Source organism: Candidatus Nanogingivalis gingivitcus, assembly GCF_004151455.1.
GTDB classification, from domain to species: Bacteria; Patescibacteriota; Saccharimonadia; order Saccharimonadales; family Saccharimonadaceae; genus Nanogingivalis; species Nanogingivalis gingivitcus.
Genome location: NZ_PRLK01000001.1, coordinates 79,003 through 90,744, shown reverse-complemented (window position 1 = coordinate 90,744; position 11,742 = coordinate 79,003). Strand labels below are relative to the sequence as shown.

The window sequence follows — 11,742 nt, the reverse complement described above, 5'->3', positions numbered from 1 at the left end:
AATATTAATTAAGAAATTGACAATTAGGAGAGATATGCGGATTTTAGTTAAAGATACAGTAACAAGAGTTGGTGATAAGATAACAGTTAAAGGCTGGGTGAACTCTAGGCGTGACCATGGAGGACTTATATTTATTGATTTACGAGATTATACAGGATTATTGCAATTAGTTATTGCGCCAGAATATTCGCAAAGTTTTAAGCTTGCAGAACAGTGTAGAGATGAATTTGCTATATCTGTAACTGGAGTAATTAAAAATCGTGATAATAATTTAGTAAATAAAAATATAGAAACAGGATTAATCGAGTTAGCAGTAGAGGAATTAGAAATTTTAAACCGTAGTGAGCCTTTACCTATTGCTGTGGGCGATTCTAATCAAAAATCCAATGAAGAACTTAGGTTAAAATATCGCTTTTTAGATTTAAGACGCCCGAAAATGAACAATATGTTAAGGAAGAGAGCTGAATTTTATAGTAAAATTCGTGCTTTTATGGAAGATAGGCAGTTTGTTGAGGTGGCTACTCCAATTCTAGCTAATTCTAGCCCTGAGGGTGCAAGGGACTTCTTAATCCCAAGTAGAGTTCATCAAGGTAAATTTTATGCTTTACCTCAAGCTCCACAACAATTCAAGCAGCTATTAATGGTTGGTGGTGTTGATAAATATTACCAAATAGCTACATGTTTTAGAGATGAAGACCCTAGAGCTGATAGATTATATGGAGATTTTTACCAGCTTGATTTAGAAAGAGCCTTTGTAGAGAACGGTGAAGAGATTCGTGAAGAAATGGAAGTTCTAATAAAAAATCTGGTTCAAGATTTTGCAGGCAAAACTTTACAAAATGAAAATATTCCAAGAATTCCTTATCAGGTAGCTATGGATAAATATGGTAGCGACAAGCCTGACCTACGTTTTGGTATGGAGTTAGTAGATTTAACTTCTGTATTTAAAGATACTGATTTTGCCGTATTTAAGAAGGCGGAGTCAGTAAAGGCTATTCGTGTTAAAAATGGTACAAGCTTAACTAGATCACAAATTGATAAGTTTACGGACATTGCGAAGAATGAGGGCGCTGGTGGGCTTGCTTATATTTTTATAGAAAATGGAGAGGCTAAAAGCCCTATTGCTAAGTTTTTAAGCGACAAAGAAATTAGTGAAATGATAGAAACAATGCAGGCTGAAAATGGGGATGCAATTTTCTTTGGTGCAGATAATAAACAGTTAGTAAATAAAGTATTAGGACGTTTAAGAAACGAATTTGCTGATTTCTTCCAGCTTAAAGATAATAATAAAGTTGCTTTAGCTTGGATTATTGATTTTCCATTTTATGAATATGATGAAAAAAATAAAAAGGTTGATTTTGGTCACAACCCATTCTCTATGCCTAAAGGGGGAGTTGAGGCCTTAAGAAATGCTAAAACAGATGCCGAAAAACTAGAGATAGTGGCCGACCAGTACGATATGGTTATGAATGGATATGAGATTTGCTCTGGTGCCGTAAGAAACCATAACCCAGAAGTTATGTATGAGGTATTTAATGTTCTTGGGTATGATAATGAATATGTTGAAAATAAATTTGGTGCAATGCTTAATGCATTTAAATTCGGAGCACCTCCACATGCAGGTTGTGCTTTTGGTCTAGACCGTATATTTATGATTTTAATGGATGAAGATAATATTCGAGAAGTTGTGGCATTTCCAAAAAATGGCTCTGGCGTGGATGTAATGATGAGTAGCCCAAGCTTTGTAGAGGACGACCAGCTAAAAGAATTAAAAATTAAAACTATAGAAGATGAAGAATAGAGTAATAATTATTATAGCTATTGTTTCGTTAATACTTTCTGAGCCTAAAATAGCTTATGCAGATAATATGTTATCTGATAGCAAGATCCAATCTATTAAGGATTCTTGTAAAAATATTGAAGTTCAGATACGAAAGATAAGATCAAAAGATGCCCTTAAGAGGGTTAAACTAGGTGGCCAATATGAAAATCTTTCTAATAACTTGATGGCTAGATTTAATGCTAGAATAGCTTTAAACCATATGACTTCTATCAATCTATCTTCATTAGCTGTTGAGTTTAATCGTAACTTACAATATTTTAAAAATAATTATCAAAATTATGAAAGAGAAATTACGAATCTAACTAAAATTAGTTGTAGTAAAGAGCCTAATAATTTTTATGATCAGCTAATAAGGGTAAGGAAAGCTAAAGATGAAGTAAATTTTAATATGGATAAATTATTAAAAGTTGCAGAAAACTACAAAAAGGAAGTAGGGGTGTTTAAAGAGGGATTAATTAATGAAAAAAAATAAATTTACATTATTTATAGGAATGTCCCTTGCTATAGCCTTAGTAGTGGTAGCTTTTAGCTTATTTTTATATAGCTATGATGGTACTGCTCAATTAGATCTTTCTAGGCCAAGTTATCAAGAGGCTAGAGAAGAACAGAAAAGATTACTTAAAGATGGCGACAAAAAAAGTGTTGATTTTTCTAGTGATGGGGAAATTAATGAAAAGGTAATAGATAATTTTAAAGATATTTATAATAATAAGATTAACTCATTAGACCATGGTAATTTTGGTGACGGTCTAGAAGATCAAAACTTAAATATAAAGTAAAAAGAGAATTAAATGATTGAAAAAATTAACCCTAAAGATTATATTATTACACGTAAGCGAAAGCTTTATAAATTTGCTCTTTTTCATAATTCTGAAATTTGCTATGAATTTAGCCAGTGGGATAATACTCAAAATGTAAATAACCTTGAAATAGGTGCAGGCACGGGGCTTTTTAGTGAAGAAAGAGCTAAAATGAAGCCAGGTGAGTGTTTTCTTGCAGTTGATGTTAAGGGCGATAGGCTAATTCAGGGTGCCAGAAAAGCAGAACTGGATAATTTAGATAATATAAAGTTTTTACGTGCTAGAGGAGATCAGTTAACTGAAGTAGTTAAAGAAAATAGCTTAAATTCTTTATGGATTACTTTTCCTGACCCATATCCAAGAAAAAGGAATAGCGGTAGAAGGTTAACTCACCCTACTTTTTTAAAGAAATACGCTAAACTAATAAAAAAAGAGGGTGGTGCCTTATATTTTAAGACTGATGCGACAGAACTATTTAAATGGAGCTTAGAACAATTAGTTAATGAGGGGTGGAATATTGAAGAGCTTAGCTTTGATTTACATGAAAGCGACTTATTAGATGAGTATAAGGTTATGACAACTTATGAGAAAAGATTTGTCCAAGAGGGGTTGAAAATTAACTTCGTGAAAGCTACTCATAAATAATAAATTTGGAATTCTAAAATAAAAATAACATATTATTTTTTGGTTTTAACCTTTTTTAAAAATACTACATCTGTTATACTAGCTATAGTTTATGAGTTTAGATAAAATTAGAAATTTTTGTATTATTGCCCATATTGACCATGGTAAATCTACTTTAGCTGACCGAATGATGGAAATTACTGGAACTGTACAAAAGCGAGATATGAAGTCTCAATTATTAGACTCTATGGATTTAGAGAGAGAAAAAGGTATTACTATTAAGCTTGCCCCAGTTAGGATGGAATGGAAAGGGATTGAACTCAATTTGATTGATACCCCTGGTCACGTTGATTTTAGTTATGAAGTATCTAGAAGTTTGCAAGCTTGTGAGGGTGCTATACTTGTTGTTGATGCTTCGCAGGGTATTCAAGCTCAAACATTAGCAAATGTTTATTTGGCTATGAATGCAGAGTTGGAAATTATTCCAGTATTGAATAAAATTGATCTTCCGGCAGCTGATATTCCAAGGGTGTCCAAAGAAGTTATTAATTTACTTGGCTGTAAAGAAGAGGATATACTTCATATATCAGCTAAGACTGGTATGGGAGTAGAAAGTGTCTTAGATGCAGTAATAGAAAAAATCCCAGCACCAAAGGAGATTTAGATGAAAAATAATGTGGGTGTTATTTATTTAATGAAAACGGTAATTGATGGTGTCTATAAAATCGGGAAGACAGGTGAAGGAAATTTTGAAAACCGTATGTATCATCTAGAAAAAAATGGATATAGTAATATTACTGGTCTTCAGCGAGAAATTGCAATTAAAGTTGAGAATTACGAAGAAAAAGAAAAAATGTTACATGAAATTTTCAGTAAAAGTAGAATCTCCGAAACAGAATTTTTCGCACTCGATAGGGATTTAATAGAAACTTTATTCTATGCTTTAAAGGGAGAAATAATTTTCCCAAAGAAAATTAATGCTGAAGAGAAAATTGAAAAAATTGCCGAGGAAAAAAGGACTAAATCTTTAAGGAGAGAATTAATTCAAATAATAAAGGATGGACACTTTAAAAATCCCTCAAAACTTAAAAATTTATTAGCAAATAAAAAGTATATCAAATATAGAAAAAATATTAAACTATATAGCCAGCCATATATTAGTAATAAAAATAATCTATTAACAATTGAAATAGAAGAAGGTATTCACGCATATGTAGTCTTTAATAAAGAGCAAATAAAGCTAGCAATTGAAGAATATCGGAATTTTTTTGGAGAAGATAAATGAAGAAGTTGAAAGCGTTAATATTTGACAGTTATTACGATGATTATCGTGGTGTGATTTTGTATGTTAGGATTTTCTCTGGCGAGCTGAAAAAAGGTGATGAAATTCAAATGATGGCAACTGGATCAAAAGGTTTAGCCTTAGAAATAGGTAAGCTGCGGCCAAAGATGACGCCTTATGAAAAAATGACAGCTGGAGAGATTGGTTATATAGTATCTAACTTAAAAACAACAAGAGACGCTAAGGTTGGTGACACTATTACTTTATCAAAAAATCCATCTGATGAGCCTCTCCCTGGGTATAAAAACGTTCAGCCGTTTGTTTATGCTGGATTTTTTCCTGTTTCAAATGAAGATTATCAAGACTTAAAAGATGCTATAGAAAAGCTTAGCCTTAGTGATTCTGCCCTACAGTTTGAGCCTGAGAATTCGCCTGTTTTAGGTTTTGGAGTACGTATTGGATTCCTAGGTCTTTTACATATGGATATTATTAGGGAGAGGCTTGAGAGGGAGTATGACTTAGATTTAGTTATAACCAACCCATCAACTGACTACCATGTATTATTAACTACTGGAGAAGAGCTAGATATAAAATCAGCAGCTGACTTGCCTGATCAAACTAAAATTGCTGAAATCAAAGAACCTTGGATTAAGGGCGAGATTGTAGTACCTCAAGATTATGTAGGTGCAGTAATTCAATTGATTGTTAGTAAAAGAGGATTGCAGAAAAACCTTAGCTATATAGATCAAAGAGTACTAATTAGTTTTGAAGCGCCACTAGCTAATTTGTTAACAGACTTTTATGATCAACTAAAAAGTGTTACGAGTGGCTACGGATCCTTTAACTATGAATTATGGCAGTATAAAACTGAAGATTTAGTTAGGGTAGATTTTTATGTTGCCGGAGAGATGGTTGATGCACTTAGTGTTATGTGCCATAGATCAGAGAGCGTAAAAATGGGTAGGGAAATAACTGCAAAGTTAAAAGAAGTTATACCTAGACAGAATTTTCAAGTAGCTATTCAAGCTGCAATAGGTGGAAAATTTATTGCTAGAGAAAATATTTCTGCTTATCGTAAGGATGTTACTGGCTACCTATATGGTGGTGATGTATCTAGAAAAAAGAAGCTATTAGCTAAACAAAAACGCGGTAAAAAACGAATGAAAAAATTTGGTAATGTTGAAATACCTAGCGAAGCCTTTACTGTAATGCTAAAGCGCGATTAATTAGATTATAAATAGCCTTAGGATAAAAAATAGCCCAAGGCTATTTTAATAAGTGTTTAAGTATTGACAAAATATAATATATATGCTAAAATATAGTAGTTTTATAGAATTAAAACAAAAATAAAAAAGATTAAATTACAAACTATACGAAAGGGGGAATTATCGCCCATATATTAATTGAGGCTATTGAATTTTCATTCTTTGTGGCACAATATTATATTGCCTTTTTTAGATCTAGCTAAGTATGTGAAATTTTTAATTATACTATAATATGTTAAAATATAAATAAGATTATAGATAGTATATAGTAAAAAAGGAGATATATGGCTGGTCACAATAAGTGGTCTAAAATTAAAAGACAAAAAGGTGTTAATGATGCTAAAAGAGGAGCTATCTTTACACGTATCGGTAATCAAATCGCCATCGCGGCTAGATCTGGAGCAGATCCTGATATGAATCCTAGCCTAGCCTTAGCTATTGAAAAAGCTAGAGCTGTTAATATGCCAAATGCTAATATAGATAGAGCTATAGCTAGGGCTGCAGATAAAAATGCAGCTACCTTAGAGGAAATTACTTATGAGGGATACGGTCCTGGAGGGGTTGGTATTATAATTGAAACAGCTACCGATAATAGAAATAGGACTTTTCCAGAGGTTAAAACAGCTCTTGTAAAAAATGGAGGCCGTATTGCTGATGCAGGTAGCGTTATGTTCCAGTTTTCTAGAAAAGGTGTAATTATAGCTAATGCTAGTGGAGAGGACGCCCTACTTGAAATTCTTGATGCAGGCGCGGAAGACGCTGTAGAAGAAGATGGAATGATTACAGTTTACACTGATCAAAAAGATTTAATGAAAGTCCGAAAGGCTTTATTAGAATCAAATATAGAAGTTAAAGAAGCTGAACTTCAGTATGTACCAAATTCTGAAATTGAAATTACAGATGAAGAGAGTCAAGCTAAACTAGAAAAATTACTTGATGCGCTTGATGACGTTGATGATGTTGTGAATGTTCACACGAATGCAAATATCGTAGAATAGTAGTTCTTGATTTTATTAAATAAAGTGGTTATATTTAATTTGTCTTTTAATCAAAATATTTCAAATGAGTTTAAACATAGAATAACGCAATATTTTTCAGAAGCAGAAAAGACATTTTAAAGTTAGAAGAGTATAAAATACGGTAAATATTATTGAACAAAATTGATAAAATTTTGTAAATTTGTTAGAATCAAACAATGAATAATAAGCTCCAATTTTTAGTAGAAAATTACCAAACTTTACCGGATGCTATTGAATTGGTTGCTAAAACTCGTATTTTACTTCTTGCTGGTATTAGTGGTGCTGGAAAAGATACTACTAAACGACATTTACTTAAAAATGAGGAGTATTGCGATATAATCTCACATACTACAAGAAAACCGAGACTTAATAACGGAAGAGAAGAAATTAATGGGATTGATTATAATTTTATAGATTCGCAAGAGGCAGAGATAATGTTGAAAGAACGCCAATTTATAGAAGCTAAGTTTGTCCATGGTAATATTTATGCTACAAGTGTAAGTCAAATTTGTAATGCTTATTCTAATAATAAAATAGCAGTTACAGATATAGATATTAATGGTATTGCTGAATATAAAAAAATGAGTCCTGGTGTTGTAGCTGTTTTTATTCTTCCACCAGATTATGATATTTGGAGGTCTAGATTTGCTAATAGATATAACGATAAAGAAGAGTTTGAAAGAGAGTTTAAAAGAAGACTTCCTGAAGCTATTAATAGCCTAACTACTGCTTTAGACTTACCATATTTTCATTTTATTTTAAATGAAGATTTTAGGGATACCGCAAGGATTATTGACCAAATAATGCACCAACCTATAGAATTTAATTATAAAGATATTGAAGTTAGGGTTAGAGCACAAAAAATGTTAGAAGACTTAAAAAAGCAGTATAATAAAATAAAATAATTTTATTCTTTATAAAAAGGCATTTTAATAGTAAAGGTTGTTTTATATTTGTTAGGTGATTCTTTAATATTTTGAGCCGATATTTGAAAACCGGATGCTTCACTTATTTTTTTAGCAATAGCTAACCCTAGCCCATATCCTTGGCATTTACCATTGCAACTTCTAACATCATCTAACCGATAAAATCTATCGAATAGTTTTTCTAATTCAGACGGAGCTATTTTGCTACTGTAGTTAGATACTTCTAGTATTGCTTTACGGTTATAACGAAAAGTTTTAACTTCAATTTTTTCTTTACTGATGCGATACTTTAATGCATTATCTATTAATATGGACAATAATTCTTCCAATATATCTTTGTTTCCGTAAATAGTAAAGTTTTTAGTAGATGACATTTTGATATCTTGTTTATATTTACTTATACGATTAGTAATAGTTTCATTAAGGTTAATTTTTTCAAGTTCTATATGGCTATTTATGTTAGATAACTTAAGAAGTGTATTTATAAGGGATGTTAATGACTTAACTTCCTCTAGATTACTCCTTAAGGTATCTCTTAATTCATTCTTATTAGTGTTTTTATCTGCTAGGGCTAGTTCTATTTCTAATTGCATAGAGGCAAGAGGGTTTCGCATCTCATGGCTTGCATTACTTACAAATTCAGATTGAAGCCTATGGGCTTCTTCTATAGGTAAAAGAGTTTTTTTAGCAAGGGTCCAGCTTCCCCAAAAACCAGCTATTAAAATACTAGTATCTAAGATAAATAGTGCTTGTAATATATTATCTCTAGTTTTTTTACTACTAATTTCTATAATTTCATGACTATAGGTGTTTATTGTTTTATTATCATTAATTTCAGGAATATTTAATGAATTATATATGACAATATTAAATATCGATACCACTGCCATTATTATAGCTAGATATGTTAGTGTAAGCTGAAATAGGGCAGACTTAAAAATATTTGTATCTAGCCTAAGTATTTTTTTAATATTATTAATCATCACTTATTTTGTATCCAACTCCACGAACTGTTTTTATTAGTTTTTTAGAAAAAGGCTTATCAACTTTATCTCTTAAATAGCTAATATATACCTCGATATTATTTGGTAAAATATCAGAATCCCAATTCCATACGTGCGTGATAATTTGTTCTTTTGAAATAGGTTGATTTTTATTACGCATGAGAAATTCTAATAAAGAAAACTCTTTATTAGTAAGAATGATGTCTTTATTACTTCTTTTAACTGAATGAGTGTTTAAGTTTAAAGATAAGTCACCTACAGTTAGTATTATTTCAGCTTTTACTTTTGGCCTTCTTAAGATTGCCCTAACTCTAGCTAATAGCTCATCAAGGGCAAATGGCTTAGGCAGATAATCGTCAGCCCCAGCGTCTAACCCATCAGTTTTGTCTTTTACAGTGCCAAGGGCAGTAAGTAACAATATAGGCGTATAGATATTTTGACTTCTGAGGTTTTTAATTATGGAAACTCCATCCATACCTGGAAGCATACGATCTAGAATAATCAGGTCATATTCAATAGCTTCGGCCATATTTAAAGCTTCTATTCCATCATGGCATACATCTACTGCATATTTTTGTGATTCTAACGCTTTTTTTATGCCTAGAGCTATCTTTTTCTCGTCATCTACTACTAATATTCGCATAATTTAAATAGTAACAAATTTTACTTAAAATTAACTTAGTTTTTTCTTTTTAATAAATTTAGCTAATAGTATTTGTAATAAAATGGTGAAAGCTATTATTCCTAATACAACCTCTATCTTTTCTGGTGATGGCAACCCAAATTCAAAAAAGGCTCTCAATTTAGCGAAACCGAAAACTATAAAGGTAAAAATAATGGTTATTAGAACATAAATTCCTCTACGTTGATAGCTCTGTAATGTAATTTTGGAGTTTAATATTTTTTCTGCAATTAAGTAGGTGCATATACCTAATACTGCAGTAGTTATAGCAACTGTTCCTAAAGTTTGGCTAATAGGTGTATTGTTTCTTAAGAGTAATAAATATATTGAAGATATAGATAATCCACTAATTAGGGCAATAGGAGCTATAGAAAATAAAGTGTCTTGCCAAAATTTTTTAGGGTTAATTTTTTCAATAGGTAGTGGTGGAAGTAGAGTAGTTAATATGGTAGGCAAGGTTACTAAGATAAAGTTAAGGTAAGTTATATTTCTAGGTAAGAAAGGGTAGTTTTCTCCAAGAAATAGCGTAATTGATAGAATTGTTATTCCCATAATAATCTTATGGAAGAATAATATAGCAATCATTTCAATAGATAGCATTATACGGTTACCTATTTTTGCTCCACTAGGTAGAGAAGTGAAGCTATTATCCATAAGTACTAGGTCGGCAACTCTTCTGGTTGCTGGAGCTGAATCAAACATGGAGATTCCTAAGTCGGCCTTTTTAATAGCGAGAGCATCATTAACGCCGTCTCCAACCATACCTGTATATAGTTTATTTTTTTGAAAAACTGATATAATTCTTTCTTTTTGCTCTGGTAAAACTCTTGCAAAAATAGTAGTGTTTAATACTGTTTTTTTAAATTCATTTTTATCCATTTTAGCTAGCTCAGATCCTGTAATAAATTTATCAGAATTTTTTATGCCAGCACTATTTGCTATATAGCTAACAGTATGTGGATTATCACCAGATATTACTCTTAAAGAAACTCCTCTTTTTTGTAAGAATTCAACAGTTTCTCTAACATTAGGTCTTAAACTATTACGTAAAGTTACTATTGCTAGAGGAGTAAAAGTAGAATTACTAATAGTTTTTTCTATTTTTTGATTATTTTTATTACTGCAACTAGCAAGAATTAAAACTCTTAAACCTTGGGAAGCTAATTTTTCAATATCCTTTTTTAAATTTGAAGGTATTGTTTTTAATACAAATTCTGGGGCGCCAAAACTATATATTTTATTTTTTATTTTTATAGCAGACATTTTTCTAGAGCTAGAAAAAGGAAGGTATTCGTCAACTTGCATATCATTTTTTATTTTATTCTTTTTCAAGAAAGAAAGTATGGCTTTTGCTGTACTGTTTTGCTCTTTACCTTGAGAGTTGATAGCAAATAATATTTTTTCATTATCTTTTTGATCGGAGCTTAAATTTTTAATATTATCAAATATAATATCGGGAGAAGTTAGGGTTCCTGTTTTGTCGGTGGCAAGAACATCTAATAGTGCCATATCTTCAATTGCAGATATTTTTTGAGGTAACACCTTAGCTTGTAATAGTTTTAAAGAACCGTAAGCGAAAAATAGAGAGCTAGCTAGCAATAATCCTTCAGGAACAACCACAACTGCAGCAGAGGTAATTGTTTTTAGAATCGTTGTTTCATTTTCTCCTAATATAGTATATCTATAAATAATCAATAATGCTAAAAAGCCTGCAAAATAGGTCATAGTAGAGATAAGCCTTTGAATATTTCTTTGTATAGGGGTAAGGGTTGGCTTATATTCTTTAAGTTTTTTAGTCATTTGCCCGGCCTCAGTTTGGTCTCCTGTAGCTATAACTTTAGCTTTAGCCTCCCCAGATACCACAATGGTACTACTAAGTATTTTGTCGTCTCTGTCTTTCTTTATAGCAATACTTTCACCAGTAAGCATTGATTCGTTAACTTCTAGATTGTTAGACTCTAATACTACGCAATCTGCAGGTATCTCGTCGCCTGTTTTTAGAATAATAATGTCATCATTCTGTAATTGAGTAAAAATGACTTCTTCTGTCTTATCGCCTTTTAGTACTATAGCTCTTGGCGCACTCATAAGTTCAATTTTTTTAAGTGTTAAATAAGCACGAATTTCTTGAACGCTGGAGATTATTGAGTTAATAGTTATTACGAAAGAAATAAACCAAGCATCTTTAAATTCACCAAGATAAAGTAGCCCTCCAGCAAGCAAATAAATAGCTATAGAAATTGGTGATATAAAGTTGCGAAGAAGTATTTTTCGTATCTGTTTCATGTTATAATTAT

General features: G+C 31.4%; 11 protein-coding genes and 1 pseudogene. 9 read left to right on the top strand and 3 right to left on the bottom strand.

What is annotated here, in order from left to right; translation table 11 throughout:
- The first annotated feature begins 34 nt into the window (after positions 1–34).
- The 9 genes and pseudogenes from aspS (at position 35) to G6CMJM_RS00405 (ending at position 7,738) form a co-directional block, all read left to right on the top strand.
- A complete protein-coding gene (aspS, locus tag G6CMJM_RS00445) occupies positions 35–1,801 on the top strand; it encodes an aspartate--tRNA ligase (RefSeq protein WP_129718521.1) in 1,767 nt (588 codons plus the stop codon).
- Positions 1,791–2,315 carry a hypothetical protein gene (locus tag G6CMJM_RS00440; protein ID WP_129718520.1) on the top strand — a complete coding sequence of 175 codons (525 nt, stop codon included), beginning with the start codon at positions 1,791–1,793 and terminating at the stop codon, positions 2,313–2,315. The genes aspS and G6CMJM_RS00440 overlap by 11 nt, the downstream gene beginning before the upstream one ends.
- Positions 2,302–2,622 (top strand): hypothetical protein, encoded by a 321-nt coding sequence (locus G6CMJM_RS00435; protein ID WP_129718519.1) that lies wholly within the window; start codon positions 2,302–2,304, stop codon positions 2,620–2,622. Before G6CMJM_RS00440 ends, G6CMJM_RS00435 begins: the two co-directional genes overlap by 14 nt.
- A 12-nt stretch (positions 2,623–2,634) precedes the next feature.
- Positions 2,635–3,288, top strand: a complete 654-nt coding sequence (gene trmB / locus G6CMJM_RS00430) for a tRNA (guanosine(46)-N7)-methyltransferase TrmB (RefSeq protein ID WP_129718518.1) — start codon at positions 2,635–2,637, stop codon at positions 3,286–3,288.
- 91 nt (positions 3,289–3,379) lie between these two features.
- Positions 3,380–3,922, top strand: a pseudogene (locus tag G6CMJM_RS00425) (GTP-binding protein); the annotation flags it as partial.
- Between the two features lie 9 nt (positions 3,923–3,931).
- Positions 3,932–4,552 (top strand): GIY-YIG nuclease family protein, encoded by a 621-nt coding sequence (locus tag G6CMJM_RS00420; protein ID WP_129718517.1) that lies wholly within the window; start codon positions 3,932–3,934, stop codon positions 4,550–4,552.
- Complete coding sequence (gene lepA, locus G6CMJM_RS00415) at positions 4,549–5,775, top strand: translation elongation factor 4 (RefSeq protein ID WP_129718516.1); 1,227 nt, start codon at positions 4,549–4,551, stop codon at positions 5,773–5,775. Before G6CMJM_RS00420 ends, lepA begins: the two co-directional genes overlap by 4 nt.
- Positions 5,776–6,098: 323 nt before the next feature.
- Entirely contained in the window at positions 6,099–6,812 is a 714-nt protein-coding gene (locus G6CMJM_RS00410; protein WP_129718515.1) for a YebC/PmpR family DNA-binding transcriptional regulator, read from the top strand.
- A 197-nt stretch (positions 6,813–7,009) separates the two neighbouring features.
- On the top strand, positions 7,010–7,738 hold the full coding sequence (locus tag G6CMJM_RS00405; protein ID WP_129718514.1) for a guanylate kinase: 729 nt from the start codon (positions 7,010–7,012) through the stop codon (positions 7,736–7,738).
- Positions 7,739–7,740: 2 nt separating this feature from the next.
- Here G6CMJM_RS00405 and G6CMJM_RS00400 read toward each other — a convergent pair whose 3' ends face one another.
- Genes G6CMJM_RS00400 through G6CMJM_RS00390 form a run of 3 tightly spaced genes read right to left on the bottom strand, consistent with a single transcriptional unit; the run spans position 7,741 to position 11,731 of the window.
- Positions 7,741–8,742, bottom strand: a complete 1,002-nt coding sequence (locus G6CMJM_RS00400) for a sensor histidine kinase (protein ID WP_241569286.1) — start codon at positions 8,740–8,742, stop codon at positions 7,741–7,743.
- Positions 8,735–9,406: a response regulator transcription factor gene (locus G6CMJM_RS00395; protein ID WP_129718512.1), complete on the bottom strand. Its 672-nt coding sequence runs from the start codon at positions 9,404–9,406 to the stop codon at positions 8,735–8,737. Before G6CMJM_RS00395 ends, G6CMJM_RS00400 begins: the two co-directional genes overlap by 8 nt.
- Before the next feature lie 30 nt (positions 9,407–9,436).
- Entirely contained in the window at positions 9,437–11,731 is a 2,295-nt protein-coding gene (locus G6CMJM_RS00390; protein ID WP_129718511.1) for an HAD-IC family P-type ATPase, read from the bottom strand.
- Positions 11,732–11,742: the final 11 nt, after the last annotated feature.

What these genes read in the sequence shown, in the direction of transcription:
- lepA (WP_129718516.1), top strand. Translation starts at nt 4,549, where the DNA reads ATGAAGAAGTTGAAAGCGTTAATATTTGACAGTTATTACGATGATTAT.
- trmB (WP_129718518.1), top strand. Translation starts at nt 2,635, where the DNA reads ATGATTGAAAAAATTAACCCTAAAGATTATATTATTACACGTAAGCGA.
- G6CMJM_RS00400 (WP_241569286.1), bottom strand. Translation starts at nt 8,742, where the DNA reads ATGATTAATAATATTAAAAAAATACTTAGGCTAGATACAAATATTTTT.
- G6CMJM_RS00405 (WP_129718514.1), top strand. Translation starts at nt 7,010, where the DNA reads ATGAATAATAAGCTCCAATTTTTAGTAGAAAATTACCAAACTTTACCG.
- G6CMJM_RS00395 (WP_129718512.1), bottom strand. Translation starts at nt 9,406, where the DNA reads ATGCGAATATTAGTAGTAGATGACGAGAAAAAGATAGCTCTAGGCATA.
- G6CMJM_RS00440 (WP_129718520.1), top strand. Translation starts at nt 1,791, where the DNA reads ATGAAGAATAGAGTAATAATTATTATAGCTATTGTTTCGTTAATACTT.
- aspS (WP_129718521.1), top strand. Translation starts at nt 35, where the DNA reads ATGCGGATTTTAGTTAAAGATACAGTAACAAGAGTTGGTGATAAGATA.
- G6CMJM_RS00410 (WP_129718515.1), top strand. Translation starts at nt 6,099, where the DNA reads ATGGCTGGTCACAATAAGTGGTCTAAAATTAAAAGACAAAAAGGTGTT.
- G6CMJM_RS00420 (WP_129718517.1), top strand. Translation starts at nt 3,932, where the DNA reads ATGAAAAATAATGTGGGTGTTATTTATTTAATGAAAACGGTAATTGAT.
- G6CMJM_RS00435 (WP_129718519.1), top strand. Translation starts at nt 2,302, where the DNA reads ATGAAAAAAAATAAATTTACATTATTTATAGGAATGTCCCTTGCTATA.
- G6CMJM_RS00390 (WP_129718511.1), bottom strand. Translation starts at nt 11,731, where the DNA reads ATGAAACAGATACGAAAAATACTTCTTCGCAACTTTATATCACCAATT.